At 34.2% G+C, this 19,934-nt stretch carries 20 protein-coding genes and 2 tRNA genes; 9 read left to right on the forward strand and 13 right to left on the reverse strand.

Features of this window, described 5'->3' with window-relative positions:
• Positions 1 to 128 precede the first annotated feature (128 nt).
• The 4 genes from BN3326_RS08210 to BN3326_RS08220 all read left to right on the forward strand — a co-directional run bounded on the left by BN3326_RS08210 (position 129) and on the right by BN3326_RS08220 (position 2,985).
• A complete protein-coding gene (locus BN3326_RS08210; protein ID WP_069998701.1) occupies positions 129 to 845 on the forward strand; it encodes a LytR/AlgR family response regulator transcription factor in 717 nt (238 codons plus the stop codon).
• Positions 846 to 920: 75 nt separating this feature from the next.
• Entirely contained in the window at positions 921 to 2,126 is a 1,206-nt protein-coding gene (locus tag BN3326_RS08215; protein WP_141722882.1) for a sensor histidine kinase, read from the forward strand.
• A gap of 152 nt (positions 2,127 to 2,278) precedes the next feature.
• Positions 2,279 to 2,422 (forward strand): cyclic lactone autoinducer peptide, encoded by a 144-nt coding sequence (locus BN3326_RS21195; protein ID WP_074463600.1) that lies wholly within the window; start codon positions 2,279 to 2,281, stop codon positions 2,420 to 2,422.
• A gap of 2 nt (positions 2,423 to 2,424) precedes the next feature.
• Positions 2,425 to 2,985 (forward strand): accessory gene regulator ArgB-like protein, encoded by a 561-nt coding sequence (locus tag BN3326_RS08220; protein WP_069998703.1) that lies wholly within the window; start codon positions 2,425 to 2,427, stop codon positions 2,983 to 2,985.
• A 95-nt stretch (positions 2,986 to 3,080) separates the two neighbouring features.
• Here BN3326_RS08220 and BN3326_RS08225 read toward each other — a convergent pair whose 3' ends face one another.
• A complete protein-coding gene (locus BN3326_RS08225) occupies positions 3,081 to 3,479 on the reverse strand; it encodes a hypothetical protein (protein ID WP_069998704.1) in 399 nt (132 codons plus the stop codon).
• A gap of 190 nt (positions 3,480 to 3,669) precedes the next feature.
• Between BN3326_RS08225 and BN3326_RS08230 the strand changes: the two genes are divergently transcribed.
• The 3 genes from BN3326_RS08230 (at position 3,670) to BN3326_RS08235 (ending at position 5,589) form a co-directional block, all read left to right on the forward strand.
• The gene (locus BN3326_RS08230) at positions 3,670 to 4,374 is read left to right on the forward strand and encodes a hypothetical protein (protein WP_069998705.1); all 705 of its coding nucleotides are present in this window, start codon (positions 3,670 to 3,672) and stop codon (positions 4,372 to 4,374) included.
• A 508-nt stretch (positions 4,375 to 4,882) separates the two neighbouring features.
• Positions 4,883 to 5,026: a cyclic lactone autoinducer peptide gene (locus BN3326_RS21200; RefSeq protein WP_074463601.1), complete on the forward strand. Its 144-nt coding sequence runs from the start codon at positions 4,883 to 4,885 to the stop codon at positions 5,024 to 5,026.
• Positions 5,027 to 5,028: 2 nt separating this feature from the next.
• Entirely contained in the window at positions 5,029 to 5,589 is a 561-nt protein-coding gene (locus BN3326_RS08235; protein ID WP_069998706.1) for an accessory gene regulator ArgB-like protein, read from the forward strand.
• A 360-nt stretch (positions 5,590 to 5,949) separates the two neighbouring features.
• Here BN3326_RS08235 and BN3326_RS21205 read toward each other — a convergent pair whose 3' ends face one another.
• From BN3326_RS21205 to BN3326_RS08245, 3 genes are all read right to left on the reverse strand, one after another.
• The gene (locus BN3326_RS21205) at positions 5,950 to 6,201 is read right to left on the reverse strand and encodes a MutS-related protein (RefSeq protein WP_074463602.1); all 252 of its coding nucleotides are present in this window, start codon (positions 6,199 to 6,201) and stop codon (positions 5,950 to 5,952) included.
• 145 nt (positions 6,202 to 6,346) lie between these two features.
• A complete protein-coding gene (locus BN3326_RS08240) occupies positions 6,347 to 7,054 on the reverse strand; it encodes an MBL fold metallo-hydrolase (RefSeq protein WP_069998707.1) in 708 nt (235 codons plus the stop codon).
• Between the two features lie 118 nt (positions 7,055 to 7,172).
• Positions 7,173 to 7,853 carry a SanA/YdcF family protein gene (locus BN3326_RS08245; RefSeq protein WP_141722883.1) on the reverse strand — a complete coding sequence of 227 codons (681 nt, stop codon included), beginning with the start codon at positions 7,851 to 7,853 and terminating at the stop codon, positions 7,173 to 7,175.
• A gap of 181 nt (positions 7,854 to 8,034) precedes the next feature.
• On the opposite strand from BN3326_RS08245, the gene BN3326_RS08250 reads away from it, so the two are divergent.
• Positions 8,035 to 9,735, forward strand: a complete 1,701-nt coding sequence (locus tag BN3326_RS08250) for a flavin monoamine oxidase family protein (protein WP_242875969.1) — start codon at positions 8,035 to 8,037, stop codon at positions 9,733 to 9,735.
• Between the two features lie 100 nt (positions 9,736 to 9,835).
• Here BN3326_RS08250 and BN3326_RS08255 read toward each other — a convergent pair.
• From BN3326_RS08255 to BN3326_RS08280, 6 genes are all read right to left on the reverse strand, one after another.
• A tRNA-Ser gene (locus BN3326_RS08255) sits at positions 9,836 to 9,923 on the reverse strand.
• 20 nt (positions 9,924 to 9,943) lie between these two features.
• Positions 9,944 to 10,027: transfer RNA gene (locus BN3326_RS08260), tRNA-Leu, on the reverse strand.
• 130 nt (positions 10,028 to 10,157) lie between these two features.
• Positions 10,158 to 11,717, reverse strand: a complete 1,560-nt coding sequence (locus BN3326_RS08265; protein ID WP_069998708.1) for a glycoside hydrolase family 43 protein — start codon at positions 11,715 to 11,717, stop codon at positions 10,158 to 10,160.
• A gap of 101 nt (positions 11,718 to 11,818) precedes the next feature.
• Positions 11,819 to 12,661, reverse strand: coding sequence for a sugar phosphate isomerase/epimerase family protein (locus BN3326_RS08270; RefSeq protein ID WP_069998709.1), 843 nt, complete (start codon positions 12,659 to 12,661; stop codon positions 11,819 to 11,821).
• Positions 12,655 to 13,680 (reverse strand): Gfo/Idh/MocA family protein, encoded by a 1,026-nt coding sequence (locus BN3326_RS08275; RefSeq protein WP_069998710.1) that lies wholly within the window; start codon positions 13,678 to 13,680, stop codon positions 12,655 to 12,657. Before BN3326_RS08275 ends, BN3326_RS08270 begins: the two co-directional genes overlap by 7 nt.
• Positions 13,681 to 13,758: 78 nt before the next feature.
• A complete protein-coding gene (locus BN3326_RS08280) occupies positions 13,759 to 14,916 on the reverse strand; it encodes a Gfo/Idh/MocA family protein (RefSeq protein WP_069998711.1) in 1,158 nt (385 codons plus the stop codon).
• Between the two features lie 299 nt (positions 14,917 to 15,215).
• Between BN3326_RS08280 and BN3326_RS08285 the strand changes: the two genes are divergently transcribed.
• A complete protein-coding gene (locus tag BN3326_RS08285; RefSeq protein WP_069998712.1) occupies positions 15,216 to 16,067 on the forward strand; it encodes a helix-turn-helix transcriptional regulator in 852 nt (283 codons plus the stop codon).
• A 211-nt stretch (positions 16,068 to 16,278) separates the two neighbouring features.
• On the opposite strand, the gene BN3326_RS08290 is transcribed toward BN3326_RS08285, so the two are convergent.
• The 3 genes from BN3326_RS08290 to BN3326_RS08300 are packed head-to-tail and all read right to left on the reverse strand — an operon-like array spanning position 16,279 to position 19,841.
• Positions 16,279 to 17,934 carry an extracellular solute-binding protein gene (locus BN3326_RS08290; protein ID WP_069998713.1) on the reverse strand — a complete coding sequence of 552 codons (1,656 nt, stop codon included), beginning with the start codon at positions 17,932 to 17,934 and terminating at the stop codon, positions 16,279 to 16,281.
• 48 nt (positions 17,935 to 17,982) lie between these two features.
• On the reverse strand, positions 17,983 to 18,870 hold the full coding sequence (locus BN3326_RS08295; protein WP_069998714.1) for a carbohydrate ABC transporter permease: 888 nt from the start codon (positions 18,868 to 18,870) through the stop codon (positions 17,983 to 17,985).
• 17 nt (positions 18,871 to 18,887) lie between these two features.
• Positions 18,888 to 19,841: an ABC transporter permease gene (locus BN3326_RS08300; RefSeq protein WP_083258599.1), complete on the reverse strand. Its 954-nt coding sequence runs from the start codon at positions 19,839 to 19,841 to the stop codon at positions 18,888 to 18,890.
• Positions 19,842 to 19,934 lie beyond the last annotated feature (93 nt).

A 19,934-nucleotide genomic window follows, 5' to 3' on the forward strand; every position in this document is an offset into this window, starting at 1 on the left:
CACTATAATCTAATCTCATATATTGTCGAAACAATAAGCATTTTTTTTATAGCACATAAAAAGTATATAAAGTAAAATTAAGATGTATATGTCATAATTGTAAATTTTATGGGAGCAGGTGATTTTATATGTTGCGTATTGCTATTTGTGATGATGAAAAAGCTATTTGTGCACAGTTAGAATATATATTAGAAGAAATCAGTAGCTCCTGTTTAGAAGAAGTCGAAATAGAGGTGTTTTTCTCTGGCGAGGAATTATATAGTTATCTTATGAAAAATACTTATTTTGATATGATCTTTCTAGATATTGAGTTAAAATTTATGAATGGAATAGATGTAGGTAAAAAAATCAGAGAAGAAATGCTAAATGAAACAACCCAAATTATCTATATTTCTGCCAAAGACAGCTATGCCATGGAACTTTTTGAGGTCAGGCCTCTTAACTTTTTAATTAAACCTCTTAAAGCAGAAAAAATAAAGGATGTTTTTACAACAGCACTAAGACTTATAAAAAAGAATGAACAATTCTTTACTTATCAAGTTGGCCAAACTTCTTATAAAATATCTATAAAGGATATTTTATATTTTGAAAGTAATGATAGAAAAGTTAATATTATCACCACAAGGGGAGTAGATACATTTTATGGTTCCTTAGTTGAAATATTTAAAGAACTTGAGAAATATAAGTTTCTTAATATACATAAATCTTATTTAGTCAACTATACTCACATTATTAGGTTTGAGTACAGTCAAGTAACCCTCTCAAATAATAAAGTTCTGCCTATAAGTCAATCGCGGAGGAAAACTATGCGCTCATTACAATTTCAATTAGAAAGGAATGGTTAAGCAGTGACATTAACCAGTTATAATTCAATATACCTGATAACGAATGTTTTTGGCACTTATATTATCTATAAGTTCATGGATGTATTCTTCAAACGTGATAAAACTAAAAGATTCGTTGAACTTATAAGCTATACGCTTTATTTTTTTATAATAAGTTTATTATATTTATTAGTTAATATCCCTATTATTATGTTGTTAGCTAATATAGCAGCCTTTTTTGCACTTTCTTTTAATTATAAGGCATTACTAAAAAGCCGGATCATTGCAGTATCATTGATGTATATGATCTTAATGTCTATCGAGAGTATCGTTGGACTACTGACAGGCTATTTTAATTTCCCTATTTTTTTAACTAATAGCTACTCTTCTATTTTAGGTTTAGTAAGTGTAAAATTTATATCCTATATCGTTGTCTTATTGATGGGTCATTATAAAAATATAAAAAAGTGGGTGTCTATTCCTAACAGCTATTGGCTATCTATTATTCTCATCCCTTTAAGCGCTTTGTATATCATGCTTGTTCTATTTCAAGTAAACACAGTAAATATACACCAGATAACTATTTGTATTACATTATTACTATTTATCAACTTTATTATATTTCATTTATATGATGTGCTTAGCACTGCTTTTGAAGAAAGAGTTGAGAAGATCTTATTAAAACAGCAAACGCAATATTACACTAAACAATTTAAGCTGCTTAAAAATTCTACTGAAAATATTAAATCTATTCGCCATGATTTAAAAAATCATTTATCTGTTTTAGAATCTTTTATTAAAAAAGATCAAAAAGATAAGGCCTTAGAACACATCTCTCAAATTATCTCCAGTTCCTACGCCGAAAAAGAGTATGCGAGTTCTGGCAACATCGATATCGACAGCATTTTAAATTTTAAACTTCAAGAAGCCAAAGATAAAGCCATAGATATAGCTTTAGAATTAGTGATTCCTATTGAAATAAATGTTACAGCTTTTGATATGGTTGTTGTTTTAGGTAACTTATTAGATAATGCGCTATATGCTGCCGATAGACTAGAAAAAAATAAACAAATCACTATAAAAATTACCTATAAAAAAGGTATTTTATTTATTCACATAGATAATACATTTGATGGCCAGGTGCATTATCAAGGCGAACAAATCGTAACTCTACATACAGACTCAGAAAATCATGGCATAGGATTGAATAATATCAGAGATGTACTTCAAAAATATAACGGGACAATAGAGATACACCATACAGAAAATAAATTCTATGTAGATGTTTTAATGTATGTTTAGTAAGATTATAATTTTTTTCCATTTTAATGGAAAAAAATTTAGTTTTCTACAAAAACATATATCAATTTCAGCAACTCGCTGCATAGATCTATTTTTTATAGTAAGCTTGAATTACCAAAAGCAACTATAAAATTATTGAGGAGGAGATAGAAATGAAAAAGCTTATGCTTAAATTCGGAGGGGTGATCGCAAGTTTGGCCTTAATGGTAACTACACTTAATATGAATACAAACTGTATGTTTATCATGCACCAGCCAAAGCTGCCTAAAAATGCCAAGAAACTACGTAAATTTTAATTATGACGCACCTGTTCGAGAGAATTACAGATCTATTTATTCATAATGGCATAATCAGCAGTGAAGATAAAGAGCTTTATACCTATGGATTACAGCAAGGATTAATTATAATTGCAAATATCCTTACAACGCTATTTATTGGATTGCTACTTGGAATGGTTTGGCAAAGTATAGTATTTATGCTATCCTACATTCCACTTCGTTCTTTTGCAGGGGGATACCATGCTAAAACACAGTTTAAATGCTATATGCTATCTATAGTGCTAACCACAGCAGTGCTTTTGGTCATAAAACTTATCCCTTGGACGAATTTTATGATATGGAGTTTAGCATTAGCAGCAGGAACTATTATCTTAGTTTTTGCTCCCGTAGCAAATAGTAACAAACCTTTAAATGAGTTAGAAGTAAATGTATACAAAAAATGGACAATTATTATTCTTTTAGTAGAATTGTTCTTTATATTGTTAACGATGATATTTGAAATGTATGAAATTGGAGCTTGTATAGCGATCTCACTTTTTGTACTAAGTAATATGCTTATAATTGCTAAATCCAACCTATAAATAGTTGATAAAGTAATAAATTAACAACTAGTAGGGCAATTTCATTACCAGCAAATTGTAATTCAGCTAGACCTTCTTGAACTACTAAGTATTCTCTACTTATTACTAAAGTTAACACTTGTTATAACTATATAGCCCAATATAATAGCAGATACATCTATACTAAACACATTGTAAATACTCCCCATTATTCTAATCAGTGATCCTCCGAAAGGCGAAAGCATCATAACTACATTGGGAATCCCTAGTATAAGTAACTTAGATAAATTTATCTTATTAAAATTTAAAAAAGTAAATTTTTTCGTGAGAATACTATCTATTGCTAGAGTAATACCTATCATTCCTAACAAAAAATATCTAAGAAAATATAGCATATAATTTGGAGTAAATGTTCTAGATATAATTAGCCGAGAGTATGCCTCGACTGTATTAGTTAAATAAACTAATGCAAATAAAGCTATTAAGGTTGTAAAATAATACATTAATCTTTTCATTATAACACCTCATCCAACAATAATTAAATTTGTAAAAGCAAATTATTTAATATAGTTCAATATTGAACTCTACATAATATTATATCATTTTATTAATCTTTTTCAATAATTAAAATTTTCAATTATTTATTTGTTTGTATTTATGACTAATATCGTAAAATTTGTAAAAATAATGATAAGGAGGAGTTTTATGAGAGCATTAAAAAAATCAATCAAGTTAGGTGTTGTTAGTATAATAGTTTTTGGGAGTATTGTTGGAAGCCTTTCCGCTCAAAATATTTCTCAAATACCATCTACTTCTGTAGAACAATCCGTTCAAATATTAGATTCTGTGCAATTTAATAAATATGATTCTGCATTTAAAGAAATGGAAAAAGAACTAAAATCTAAATTAAAAACAAGTTCTATAGCCGCCGAATCAGAAAATCTCAAAACAAATTTGGAGGATACAAAGGTTTATACAAAAACTTTTGAAGAAGGTAATAGTGCTGTTACTTTAGGTTTAGTATATAGTACTGCATCTAAATACGTTGGCACTGACGACTATATTACTTTTGGAAGAGTCTCTTTGCGCACTTATTACGATGATTCACAGAACCAAACCGGTACTACGATGCCCGGAATAACATTGAAAAGTATAGAGGGAAGTATATTAGCTATATACGACGGAGCTCAATATGTTAGAACAAGAGTAGTAGCAGGTCAAGGCACCCTGTATGATCCTGTAAATAGCAGGGGAGATAATTTTACAATAACATCTAAATCTTATTCTAAACCTTATAGTTATCCATACATACTTAATCAACAAGTTCAAGTAGGGCAATCAGCTACATTCTACTTTATATCTAAATATGGTGATTCTGTACAAAACACTGTTGACTGCCAATATTATTAGAATCTAATTAAATACAAAAGTTTATATTATTACATTTAAACCCTCTTAATAAATTAATCTAATATGCTAGTTTAAATATCTTTAACAGTTAGATAAATATGGCATCTATTAAGAGTATATCTATCCCAAATTACCTATACTGTAAGTTTATTTATTAAAAGATTAATTCTTTAATCTTTCCAACCCCTATGGTCTTACCAAGAGATTTATTGATGGAATAGCTAAGATTATTGGTAAGTAACTTAGTAGCTATTCTGCTTTTAAAACCAGTCATAGACTTTGCCAAGACCTTATTTATTGAAAGTTGAGTAGCTAACTGAGAAAGCGAATTTCATATAGAGATTGCTCCCTTTCCGAAGCTAAAAAGCCACTTTGCATTTATTGGAATCTTAACTTGATAACATTGATGGAACTCTGCCACTACATACTGTAAATAATTACCTCTATAGTATCGACTTCGAAAAAAATTACCAAAAGCAACTATAAAATTATTGAGGAGGAGATAGAAATGAAAAAACTTATGCTTAAATTCGGAGGCGTAATCGCAAGTCTGGCCTTAATGGTAACTACACTTAATATGAATACAAATTGTATGTTTATCATGCACCAGCCAAAGATGCCGAAAAATGCCAAGAAACTACGTAAATTTTAATTATGACGCACCTGTTCGAGAGAATTACAGATCTATTTATTCATAACGGCATAATCAACAGTGAAGATAAAGAGCTTTATACCTATGGATTACAGCAAGGATTAATTATAATTGCAAATATCCTTACAACGCTATTTATTGGATTGCTACTTGGAATGGTTTGGCAAAGTATAGTGTTTATGCTATCCTACATTCCACTTCGTTCTTTTGCAGGGGGATACCATGCTAAAACACAGTTTAAATGCTATATGCTATCTATAGTGCTAACCACAGCAGTGCTTTTGGTCATAAAACTTATCCCTTGGACGAATTTTATGATATGGGGTTTAGCATTATCAGCCGGAATGCTCATCTTAATATTTTCACCGCTGGGGGATAGTAATAAGCCTTTAGATAAAATAGAAATCAGTATATATAAAAGATGGACAATTATTATTCTCTTAGTAGAAGTATGTATTGTACTCTTAACAGTAATATTGAGCTTGTATCAAATAGGCGCTTGTATAGCAATTTCACTTTTTGTTCTAAGCAATATGCTTATAATCGCTAAACTTAACCTATAAATAAAACTAGAAGAGAGTGATTTGAAATGAATTTTTTTATTGAGTAGTTTAATATTAATTAATTTTATATTACTTTTCTCTACACTGATATTTTTTTTAACACCTATAACATTCAATTATATTATAGTAGTCATATGGGGCATTATTATAATTACAAATTACATATTGATAAAAAAATATATTAAATAAATAGGTCTAGATTTTAGAAACCCAGAATTACGATGATTTCTAAAATGATTAGATATTAATCAACTAAAAGCACTGCTGAGGCTACCCTCTCAGTGCTTTTGGGCTTTCTAAATAAAATTTTTAATCTATCCCTCAATCTCAATACCAGCCAGTCTCATAAGGTACTTTACATTACTGGAATAACACCTTCCGCCTTTTAAATGTATAATCAAATCGAATTTCATTATTTATATAATGCTCCGTAAAGTGGAAGTTTCTGATTTTTGTTGGATAAGATTCCTTCATATTACATAATTCATAATCATGAGTAGATACAAGGCCAATAATCCACTCTTTGTTTAGATTACTGATCACACTTTTAGCTCCAATAATCCTGTCTTTTGAGTTGGTTCCTCTAAATATTTCATCTAATAAGAAAATCATTGGCTTTTTTAATACTGAAAATGCATCAATTGTTTTTATCTAATTCAAAAACACAGTGATAGTCCCATAATAAAATAACATTAAGCATAAGATAAAGTACTGAAGAAAATTTCACTTCTGTGTTACTTTTTATATTTGAGCTCACTTACTTATATACTTCAGCTATATTAAAACCCTCTTTCAAAATTTCTTCTTTCTGGAGATGTTGATCCAAATGCATGCAGTAGACCTTTTCTCTATAAGGTTTACCTATTAATTGCTTAAGCGTATTAAAAGACAAATGTGGATTAGCTTCATAATCCAATCCGCAAGTATCCTGATAGAAGCTATCTATTTCTCCTTGTTCAAGCTTGTTAAGTACTTGTAAGCTTATATTATTAGAGTCTCCGCTATAGTAGATTATTTTCCCTTCTAATTGCAACATAAAACTATAGGCTTCTATTGTATCAGTATGGGAAACCGGTCCATATTCTATACTAAACTTCCTGAATTGTTCATCTTCAACCTCTATTTCAGCACCGCTAATCAGACGGTACATTTCTCCTCTCACACCTATACTTAGTAAAAACTGTTCCATATGCTCTTTGTTTGGATAAATGAGATTGACCTTGTTTTTTAAAATATAGTGATTATAGAATATAACATCTCCAAGGCTGCCTACATGGTCAGGGTGCATATGTGTAATGATAATATATAAGTTTTTTATGACCTCTAATAACTTTAATTGTTGCAACCTATGAAAAACTGTTCCTCCGCAGTCAATCAAAATAAGACTGGTTTCTTTTTTTACAAAGGCACTATTGTTTCCTAGTTCCGTGTTAAAAGCACTACCTGTTCCAAGAAAATTAAGCATACGTCCTCCTGTTCAATACTCTTTTTTCTAAACTAATAAGTTTTCTCTTAAAATAATTAACAGTAGTTTATGTATTAAACGACTAAAATATTATCTTCTCCATTATTTTGTTTCTATTTTACTTATCATGTGTGGCTGTCCCACTTCCGCTTACAGGAATTGCTTCTCCTAGATAAGTTGGTTTGGGTTTAATAATATTAACCAACATAAAATCTTTTACTCTCGCCGCCACTTCTCGCGTTTTAAACTTTGCCATCCCGCTATATTCAAAGTGTTCTGCTGGAACGCCTTGCGCCTCTATCCCCATTTTTTCTGCTATATATAACGCCCTAGGCAGATGATACGCTTGTGTAACAATAATAACTTTATTAGCTTCAAAGATATCTCTTGTTCTATAAAGGCTCTCATAAGTACTAAAGCCTGCATGATCTAAAAAAATGAGTTCTTTATCTACACCCTTTGCTTCTATAAAATCCCTCATACTATTCACTTCATCATAAAATTTTTGTCCATGATCGCCACTTAATAAAAACTTTGGCGCCTTTTTTGCACTAAAAACTTCATATCCTTTTACTAATCTATCCTTTAACATCTCACTTGGAGCACCGGTGGGTCTTACATAGGCTCCTAAAATTAAGATACAATCAGCTTTTTCTGCCTCGTTAATAGCCACTATCTTTTGCTTTGTACTTTGCACAACTATAAAACTAATACCGATAATACTTGTCCCTATTAAAGCTGCTGCTAAAACGCCTATACTAAATAGCCTGATCACTAATTTCTTTGGAATTCTTTTCATCCTCTAACGCCCTCCTCAGTCTCTATATGCTCTTTACCTAATTGTATAGTCTTTTCTCATCTTTTTCCATCCTATATTTCATCTTTATATTTATATTGTATTTAAAGATCACATTACTACTTAATATGAAAATTCACTTTATAAGTCTACTTATAAAATCCATTCATAAAATATATATAGAATGATTAAGAAAGGTCATTTAGTGATGATACGTCAAGATGTTTTTAATAACCCTACCAATGAACAAAGGCATCAATTGCTGCAAGATGCTTTAACACGTGCTGGACGTCCGGAAGATTATGAAAATGTTTTAGAACTATTAAGCCCACCTTCTGATATCTATGACTTTGCACGTCCAGGCACATTAAAAAATACTCGAATAGGTATTATCGGCGGAGGACTTGCCGGCCTGTCTGCTGCCTATGAGCTTAGAAAACTTGGTGCAAATATTACAATTTTTGATGCTGAAGCTGATAGAATAGGCGGTCGAGTCTATACTTACTATTTTGATAAATCGAAGAAATACTTTGGGGAATTTGGCGCTTTAAGAATCCCTGTATCCCATGAAACCACCTGGCACTATATCAACTTATTTCAACTAAATACTCAGTCTCTTGCATCCCCTGCGTCCAATAATTTTATTTATGCACATCAGACTAGAATAAGACGGGACCTAAGCGGTGATAGCATTACAGAAGCGCTTTATCCTAAATATGACTTAACCGAGACAGAGGCAAAAACCCCTTGGCCTGAATTAAGAGATTATGCATTCAGCACCATGTTAAACAGCCTCTCTCCGAAGATGCGTACAGAAATCTTAAAAATCCTACCAGAGTATTCTAATCAATACGCTGGCATTACTAAACTGAGTAATCGTCAAGTCTTTGAAATGCTGGAACTTAGTCAAGGTGCCATCAGTCTCATTTCAGCAGTAGAACCTTTAACGGGGGCATTATTAAACAGAAGCCATGATCAGCTTATGAGTAGCCTTTATTCCCTTGATTTTGCCAATGTTTATAAAATAGATGGCGGCATGGTACTTCTTCCTATGGCGTTTTATAAATCGCTCATGAAAGAGAATCCACCGGAATATCAGCTTTCATCCAATTTAGTAGGCAGAGTAACTATTAAACTCGGGCATATAGTAAATGGTCTTTCAAAATCCTTACATACAGATAAAATAACTTTACGCTATAGCAATCTTAAAGGCAAAGCATTTACAGATACTTTTGATTATGTCGTATGCACTATTCCATACTCAACTCTCAGAGAAATGAAGATAACACCTCTTTTCAGCGATCAAAAAATGCAGGCCATCAAGGAATTATGGTATCTTGATGCACAAAAAACGCTCTTCTTATGCAGACAACGGTTCTGGGAAGAAGACACGGACTATGGGCGCATTAATGGTGGTATTTCTTTTACGGATCTTCCGATTCAGTCCATCCTTTATCCTTCTGACCATATACGTTGCGAAGAGCCAAAAACTTGCTCATTTAAGGATCCAGGTGTATTAACAGCCTCCTATAACTTAGGTCAGGATCCTGCACGGGTTAGTAATCAAAGTCCACAGCGTCGTTTTGAACTTATCAAGCAGAATGTAGAAGCAGTCCATGGGCTGCCTGCTAAATATTTAGATACTCTGGTTAATAGCCATAAAACTGTTCACTGGAGTACACAGCAATGGGCAAGAGGTGGTTTTGCCCTAAGTGGTCCGGGACAAAAAGTCAACTTCTCCTATGCGATGCTGCAGCCTGAATATAATAATCGCGTATTCTTTGCAGGTGAACATGTCTCAACTAAGCAAGGCTGGATGCAGGGCTCATTATATACTGGTAAAGCCGCTGCAAATGGTATTGCCCTGCAAGCGTCGACTCCATAATCATTAAATCAGAAACTTAAAAACCTAATGAACCATTAATATATATTTTTATATACCAAAAAGCCGAACACATATGCGTTCGGCTTTTTGGTATATAAAGCGGAGAGAGTGGGATTCGAACCCACGGAACGCTCTCACGTTCGCCGGTTTTCAAGACCGGTGCCTTAAACCAACTCGACCATCTCTCCATAATTTTATTTAATTGATATGCCCGAGACCGGAATCGAACCGGTACGAGGGTTAGCTCGCAGGATTTTAAGTCCTGTGCGTCTGCCAGTTCCGCCACTCGGGCATATATGCTAATTCATTGACTAGCATATTTATTATAATGTTCTTTTTGACACAAGTCAATACTTGACTTATAAATTACATGTCTAAATTACTACTTTTATTTCATATAATTTTTTCAATAGCCGCTTCTGTTAATACTTCACGGAAAAATCATAAATTATCATTTTATTTTCTGTCTTATTACCGTTCGAAGAAGCGTATGCCCCAAGTATATTACCTACGAAACCACCCGCAACTTCTGTACTCATTTCGTAGATATCAGCATGGCTTAGTATTACAATTTCTTTATTAGAACCGCAAAGTGTGAACGTTGCTTTCTGATTGATTGCATTTATTTTTAATCGAACTACGGATTCCTTTTCCTTTTGCGTATAATCAAATAGCTCCAACTCTTTTTCTGCAAGAGTTTGCTCTTGGCTTGCCGTGCACTTTACTACTTGCACCACTTCCTTGGATGCCACCTTTTTCAAACAGAATTGAATATAGTATTCATTACTCTGTAAAATTACAAAGCCTGCTTCTTCCTCTTCGTTTGGGCAAAAAGCAAACTCCATACTTGCCTCATACTTATATTCAAGCTGTCTCAAACCTAAGAGCGCCGGGCTTTTCAACTCTTTTAAGGTACAAGGAGATACATTCAGGCTAAGTTCACCCTTACTGCGCTGGAAGAAATCTAAATCAGAATTTCTTAACACAACTGCGTCAAACATATCTTTATTGCTATCCATTAGCGTCTGATAGCGTACTGGTTCAGGACTAACTCCTTCAAATGGCAATTCAACTACATCTTCCAATTTGCCAATACCGGGGTTTACAATTGGCCATCCGTCTTCCCAAACAACTTTGGCAAGGAAGGTTTCTCTGCCGAGCCCCACATAGCCTTCACAGCGTCTGCTGGCTAACATAACCATGTACCAATTACCGTTTAAGTCATCCACTAAATCGCCATGGCCTACATAAATAATGGGATACTCTTTTCCTAAATGCCTATGGGTAAGAATCGGATTGTTCGGATTGTTTTCATATGGTCCGAATATGTTCTTACTTCTTGCTATGGTAACTGCGTGGTTTGGACCAGTCCCGCCTTCTGCATTCATAATGTAATAATAACCATCTTTTCGGTATAAATGTGGCCCCTCTGGCCAAATAGCATCTTTTAATGCACCTTTCCATACGTAATGACTTTCTCCCACTAATTTCATGGTTGTTAAATCCAATTCCTGTACATAAATTTCCCAATCCCCATTATAGCGTACCCCTTCTGGCTTTGGTCTGGTCCCGATATAATAGCAAGTTCCATCTTCATCAAAAAATAAACTTGGATCAATACCTGGTGCATCTTCACCTAATAGGTAAGGTTCTGACCAGGGTCCCGCTGGATTGGTTGCTGTTACGATAAAATTACCGCCACCGGAAACATTGGTTGTAATCATATAATAAGTACCTTCATGATAACGAATTGTGGGCGCAAAAATACCCTGGGAATGTCTGCAGCCCGTTAAGGGTATCTGAGAGTTTCTGTCTAGAACATTGCCTATCTGTCTCCATTTGGCCAGATCTTTGCTATGCCAAATGGGTACCCCTGGAAAATAAGAAAAACTTGAGTTAACAATATAAAAATCCTCTCCAACTCTGCAAATAGATGGATCTGGGAAAAAACCATTTAAAATTGGATTTGTTACCTTTATCATTTTTATCCCCCTTGCATATCGCAAGCTTTGCTTGTGATACTGCCACAAATAAACAGTTGAAATTGTTTTTCTTTCAACCTAAGCCCTTACCTTATAGAAATCTATTTTAATAATTTTATCAGCGCCTGATACGCAATGGTATAAGCTGCCTCTCCATCGGTTAGAGCGCGCTTAGCCGCATTTTTTTCCAATGAGTGGAGTGCATCAAATTCAGCCAAATGAGGTTCTAAGCTTAAAAACCCAGAGTAATCCTCACTATCTAATTTTTGTAAGATTTCTTTTACCTTGCCGTCCCCTTCACCTGATGGGGTCACCTTGCCATCAGCTAATAAAGCATCTTTAATATGAATATATTCAATATAAGGTTTTAACATTTCATAAGCTTCCAGCGTGTCTTGTTCACATTGTACAAAATTGGCAAAATCAAAAATACATTTAAAATGATCTCCATAAAATCTTTTAAATAAATCGAGGCATCGCATTGCCATGTCTCCATAGATATCTTTTTCATTTTCATGAAGAAGTACCACGCTTTGTGCTTTTGCATACTCCACAAAACGCTCCATTCTAGCAAATACTTCATCTTTGTATTGATCTATTTCTTCTCCTTCTGGCATAAAAAAGCTAAATATTCTAATATAAGGGGTTTCCATGATTTTTGCAATTTCCACAATCCGTTTATATGTGTCAAAGTGTGGTTCAAAATCATCTGTAATCTGAATTTTACCAATGGGCGAGCCGATTGCTGAAACTTTAATTTGATTATCTGATAAATAGTTTTTTAACTCTTTTGCTTCTTCAAGAGTAAACTCAGAAATGTTTTTTCCATTTGCACTGCGTAATTCTAAATGTGAAATGCCTAGTTCCTTCAGCAGTTTTACCTGAACTTCTATATCTCTATGAATTTCGTCAGCAAAACCCGTAATAATCGTATTCTCTAACATAATACATCCTCCTTAAAATAAGTGATGGCAATTTCTTGCCCTGTTTTTGCAGATTCATACATGCCAAGCATTAGAAGTATGGTTTCCTTTATATTTGGTAGATCTAATGCAAAGGGAACCTTTCTCTCAATACTTTGATAAAAATCTTCAATACAGTCTTGATGACCACCCCCCCAATAATCTTTGCCCAATCCTTCTTTGCTTTTGATAGGTGGCCTTTCAACCTTAGCATCTTTATAATAATAAGTGACATTCAGATCCTCTATGCGAATTGTTCTATCTTCGCAAGCAATTTCAATAATAGGAGGCATATTGTCCACATAAGCTGTCGTTGCATAAAAACATGCCCTTCTTTCTCCCTTAAAGCGAATGTATGCTTCCATGGTGTCTTCTACTTCAATCACATTTTTTAAATGGTGATTTGCCATCATTGCATCAACACTAAGGGGAGTCCCCAGAAAATAGGCAATTAAATCCATAGTATGTACGGATTGGTTGATTAAAACGCCTCCACCCTCTGTACTAAGCCTGCCACGCCATTCGCTATTTGTATAATAAGAATCGGGGCGGCTCCAGTTAACGATTCCTCTTGCCCCGTAGATTTTCCCTGCTTCTCCAGATTCTAGAAGTTTTTTAACCTGTAAAATACTTGGGTTATAACGATTCTGAAAACAAAAACCCAAATACCTATCCGACTGAACAGCTTCTAATTGTTGTAACTGCTCCAATGATATAACTGGAGGTTTTTCCATAAAAACATGCACCCCATGTTCTAAAGCATAAATAGCCATTGGAACATGAAGATCATGAGGAGTGCAAATATGAAGAACATCAATCGCTTCTCTTTCTAGCATTTCTTCCAAGGATTCGTAGGCAGTCCCTTGATATCTGGTAGCAAATTGCTCTGCCCTCTCTTTGATCCTATCTGCAAATGCAACTAACCTGTGGCCTGCTGATTTTTCTACAGAGTCCCCATGTACTTTGGCAATGGCCCCGCATCCCACAATTGCTATATTCATAATTGCCCCCCATTCTTGGGCAGATATTATATTATCCTCATCATACTGCCCATTATCTTTTACTCATCATTGTTTTTATTAATATGTTCCTTCTGTATTAAAGGTAACTTCTTTTACCGTTTTCTTAAATTTAGAATTGGTACGAAGTTTTGTAAGCTCCTCTAAAAATATTTTTTCGTCAAAGGGAAATTCTATAGGTTTTTGAAGCCAACTGGATAGATGCATTGCATTGGATAATAAAAGGCCGTTGACCCCCTCTATCCCTTCCGCTACCAAAGGGGTTCCATTAAGAATTCTTTGTGCAAATGCTTTCAGTACACCCATATGCTGAGGATTTAATCCGTCAGTCTCTATCTCTACAAAATGCCCCTTTGGCTGAGCAAAACCTTCTTCTGCAGTAAAACAATGTTCCCTTTCACTGACCTCTAATTGATATAAGGTTAACTTGTCGTTTTCGCATACCAATTTACCTTTTTCTAGGGTAATCTCAAAACGGTTAGTTCCTGGAGCATCCGCGGTTGTGGTTACAAATACACCTGTAGCACCATTAGAATATTCTAGATAGGCAGTCACATCATCTTCCACTTCAATGTTGTGCCATTTTCCATTATGACAAAAAGCCATAACTTTGGAAGGCATACCACAAATCCATTGTAATAAATCGAGATTATGCGGACACTGATTTAATAAAACACCTCCCCCTTCTCCATCCCAAGTAGCTCTCCAGCCTCCGGAATCATAATAGGACTGGGTACGATACCAATCAGTAACAATCCAGTTTACACGTTTAATCTTACCTAAGGTCCCTCCATGTACCAATTCATGCATTTTTCTATAGACATGATTAGTTCTTTGATTAAACATCATAGCAAATACACGATCCTGCTTTTGTGCCACTTCATTCATTTCACGGACCTGTAAGGTATAAACACCAGCAGGCTTTTCAGATAATACATGAAGACCATGTTCTAGTGCTTTAATGACTAGTCTAGGATGCTCATAATGTTGGGTAGCAATTAAAACTGCCTCACAAACTCCAGATTCTATCAACTTATCCCCATCTTCAAATATTACAATGCTACTTGGAAAGTTTTCTTTAGCAAAAGTTCTTCTTGCTTCTTTCGTATCTGCCACTGCGCAAAGCTCAAGCTCCTCTACTTTGCCTTCCAAAAGATTTTTTGCATGTCCTGTACCCATATTCCCGATGCCTATAATACCAATTTTTACTTTATCCATCATTTCCCTCCATTCATGTACCAATCATGATACATTTTATTTTGATTCAAAATACTACCTCGTAAAATAGCCAATTTTGCAACACCTAAAAATAGTTTTATCTCTTTAGATTAAACTATTAAAATTGCGACTCATTCTTAAAACCCTTTTATTTGTTTAGCTTTTCCACTCTTTTATATACTCTATTATAAGAAATTCCAACAATAATAACCATTGTAAATGGTCTTAAATATATTGCAAATATAGCGATTAAATTTTATAATATAGACTAACACCACTACAAGATTAAGGAGATTTTTATGGAAATTCTTGCAGAAATTAAAAGCGATATGCTTTTTTTTACCCATTCCGTGAGCGAGGAAGCCAGCAAAGATTTTTATCTGCACTGCCATAATTATTACGAGGTTTATTATTTTATTGACGGTGATGCCGATTATATGGTGGAAGATCGGGGATACCTCTTAACGCCCCATAGTTTGCTGCTTCTATCTCCCAATGTATTTCACGGCATAAAAGTTAATAGTAAAAAACCCTACCGTAGGTTTGCCTTGCATTTTTATCCTGAGCTTCTGTCTGTAGAACGAAGACATCTATTACTTTCAGCTTTTCCATCTATGGGGAAATACTCAGGAAATGAAGTTTTCTATCAAAACTGTGAACAATACCGCATTTTTTCGTTTTTGCAATCTCTCGTAGAATGTGCCTCCTTGGAACCTAGTTTACAACAAACCCTGTTTCCCATATATATGGAAGCTCTTTTAACACAGATCATGGTAATGAGCCTTTCTAAGACCGCCGCTCTGGCTGATTACAACAGTTCCAAAACCATCACCGATATCATTTCATATCTTAATAAGCATTTAACAGAACCTTTTAGCTTGGATCAAATTGCAGAGCACTTTTTTATCAGCAAACACCATTTAAATAAAGTATTCCGCAAAGTAACAGGGACAACCATCTATGATTATTTGCTCTATAAACGGGTTATTTTTGCACAACAGTTATTAATAGACGGAAAAAATGCTGGTGAAGCAGCACTAGAATCGGGTTTTAAAGACTACTCTTCTTTTTATCGTGCCTATACAAAATTTATAGGACACGCCCCCACCAAAGATCGCACAGCGCCCTTTTTGCTGCCGGAATATCCCTAGTTTTGTAGATCCCAGCGCAGTCCGCTGCTACTCCATATTCTAATTATTTTTATTTTTATATTTTATCTTCTTTTGGCACACCTTATTAACATAATCGATATTAAAAACAGGGAAACAAATTGTTTCCCTGTCTCTTATTTAGCCTCCTATATAGACTAATAGAACTGCCGACAACAACATATGAAATAAATTAATCATTATTGAACTATTTTTATTTATTGTAAAAGTCAGTACGTTCTTTTACAACGTCATCATAACCAGCACTCTTTAACTTGTCTTTGAAAGCCTGTAAGTTTGCATCGAATTTATCAGGCGTACCAGTAATTATTTTCACGAAATTTTCTTCTACTATTACACTGATTTCCGTATTTTTTTCTGTATAGGTTGGAGCTGTATAGGTTGTATCACTTCTACAGATTCCTAGAGTGGCATTCTTATAGTTATCAAGAACGTATTGTTCAAATCCTGGAGATTCTTTGGAAGTAGCTGCTGCGAAATCTTCTTCTGTCTTATAGTAACCTTGATTTCCAACTAAGAACAAGTCATGTCTAGTCCAGTCTTTGTCTTTTGCATTGTAGTCTGCATCAATTACAGAAGGAACACCATTTTCATCATATTTAAAGTGTTCTCCTTCGAAACCATGGAATAAAGTAAATCCACCTTCTTGAGTACTTAACCAATCTAAATATGTAAGAGCTGCCTCTACATTTTGAGAGGTCTTAGGGATAAACGTGAAAGCTCCATTAACTGGATAAGTTCTGTTATAAATTTGACCGTCATGAATATTTTTTAAAGGTGGAATACTAATAATGTCCGCTTTAGGATCTTTTTCTCTAAGAACCTTGAGTAAACTTCCACGAAGACTGTCAACATTGTAATTTACGTTACTTTCAAAAACGCCAAGTTTACCGTTAACAAAGTCCTCTTTCATAGCATTTTCATTTCCTGCATTTACATAGTATTCAGGATCCATTAACCCTTCATTATAAATCTGATTCATCCATTTGAAATAATCACCAAAGCCTTCATCTCCATAAATCAAGTCAGCTGTTGAACCAGCTTGAATATTATAAGTTTTTTCATCACCAATATTTTTTAAGAATGCTAAAGATATTGTGCCCTGAGGGTGATTTGCTCTTGTATTTGTAGTAAACCCTGCTGGATAAGCCTTTGGGTACTTCTCTTTAAATACCTTAAGCACTGTATATAACTCATCTACTGTTGTAGGAACCTGTAAACCTGCTTCATCTAACCAGTCTTTACGAATAAAGATATTAGTTGTAGCTGTAGTAGCACGCCTTGCAGCAACACCCCATATAGCGCCGTCTGCATTACGTCCAATATTTAAGCAATCTTCTCCGATATAATCTTTTAAATTCTTTGCTTGATCCGCACCGTCAATATAGGGTGCTAAATCATAAGTCCCTCCATCATTATAAAATCCTTCAACCAAAGAAGCTGTATAGGATAACATAATATCTGGACCCGTACCTGATGCCATCATAATTTGAACTTTATTCACTTCTTCAGATCTAGGTACAGCAACAAATTTAACATTAATTCCCACTTTATTCATTTCTTGATTGATATACTGGGTCCATTTGTTATCAATTACAGATACGCCTTCTGGTGCATTACTGCGGTCAAAAACTTCCACCGAAATCGTTACATTATCAAATTGCTTTGAGCCATAAGTTGTCTGATACTCACTTGCACCCTCGGAAGCCTTTGTCTCGGAAGCCTTTGCCTCTGAGCTTTTGGTTGATGATGCACTAGTTTCCCCCTTGGTATCATTACTCTTTGTACAGCCAAAGGTACCCATAGCTGTTGTTAAAGCGAGTAACAATACCATAATTTTCTTTTTCATATACGATCCTCCTAAAAATAATTTTAGTGTATATAATTGCCCATTCCATTAACCTTTAACAGAACCAAGCATTACACCCTTCACAAAATATTTTTGTAGCCAAGGATACACAACAAGAATCGGAAGTGTACTCACTACAATACATGCCATTTTTAATGATTCAGCCATAACTTGATTTCCTATGCCTTCTGTTGCCCCTGCTGCTCCAAGTTCATCAGCAAAAAGCAGACTTCTTAGTCTAAGTTGAAGTGTATATTTATCAGGTGATTGAATATAGATTAATGAATTAAAATAATCATTCCAATATGTCACTGCATAGAAAAGGCCTATGGTAGCAATAATCGGTAGAGATAGTGGAAGTACAATCTTCGTAAGGATTTGTACATCCGTTGCACCATCCAGATAAGCTGCTTCCTCTAAGCTTTCTGGAAGCTGTCTAAAGAAAGTTCTCATTACAATAAAGTTAAATACGTTCATTGCCGTCGGAATATAAAGTGCTGTTAAGCTGTCATACATACCTAAATCCTTTACAACTAGAAACGTTGGAATGAGACCGCCACTAAAATACATAGTAAAAAGAATAAATCCGTTTATCCATGTACGTCCCTTTAATTTTTTCTTCGATAGCGCGTACGCTGCAAGTATAGTAAGAATGAGTCCAATCCCAGTTCCCATTGCAGTTACCCATACAGTTACTTGCATTGCAACCCAAATCTGACTCCGCTTTAAAATTTCCTGATAGGCTGCTAATTGGGGTTCAATAGGAAAAAAAGTAACCTCACCTGCCATAACCGCTCGGTTGCCGCTAAAGGAGTAAGCAATCACATTTAAAAAAGGATAAAAGCAAATAAAAACTAGTAATGAAAGCATTGTATAATTTAATACTGTTCCAAAAGTAACTGCATTAGGTTTTTTAGTTTCTTTGTTATTCTTCATATCATTTTAATTCCTTTCTATATAATACCTTCTTCACCGATCAGTTTTGCAAAACGATCTGCAAGAAGAAGAATGATTATATTAACTACAGATTGAAATAACCCAATTACAGTAGATAAACTGTACTGTGCCTTTAAAATACCTAGACGATAAATATAAGTACTCAGTACTTCCGATACATTAATAACCTTCGTATTACCAAGCAGTAACGGTGCATCTAAGCCAATGCTCATCATTTTACTAATAGAAAGAATCAGCATAACAATGATTACAGATTTAATCATCGGTAGAGTAACATAGACAATACGTTGGAATTTTGTAGCTCCGTCAATATACGCCGCTTCATATAAAGATTCATCAATTCCTGTAATGGCAGCTAAGTAAATAATAGTTCCCCATCCAATTTCTTTCCAAACATTAGTTATAACATATGTAAATATCCACCAATTATTTTCATTCAGAAATGGAACCCTATTTAATCCCATATGAGCAAGCATATTATTAATGCTTCCATCCGTCTGGGCAAATAGATTAGTAGCGATCCCTGCTACAACTACCCAAGATATAAAATGTGGAAGATATAAAAAGGATTGTGAAACCTTTCTGAACATTTTAGAACGAACTTCATTTAACATTAAAGAAACAAGAATAGTAAGGGGGAAACTTACCAAAAGCGTTGATACATTAAGTAGTAATGTGTTTCTTGTCGCAAGCCAAAACAACTCCGTTGAAAATACTTTTCGAAAGTTATCCAGACCATTCCAAGCACTACCACTTATTCCCTTAAATACATTAAAATCTTTAAAGGCAATAACTAGACCATACATCGGAACATACTTAAATATAAAATAGTATAATATAGCTGGCAACACCATAGCATATAACCATTTGTCTTGCCATAGATAGAACCATATACTTTTCTGGGAAGTTCGAGCCCTTGTTTCATATAACTGAATTGACTTTATTTTCATGTTTACCTCCGAAATTAATATGTTGATAGGGTAAGCATAATCGCTTACCCCAAAAATAACAACGGTACGATTCAATTTATGACTATGAAAAAC

The sequence above is a fragment of the Cellulosilyticum sp. I15G10I2 genome (assembly GCF_900095725.1).
Taxonomy (GTDB): Bacteria; Bacillota; Clostridia; order Lachnospirales; family Cellulosilyticaceae; genus FMMP01.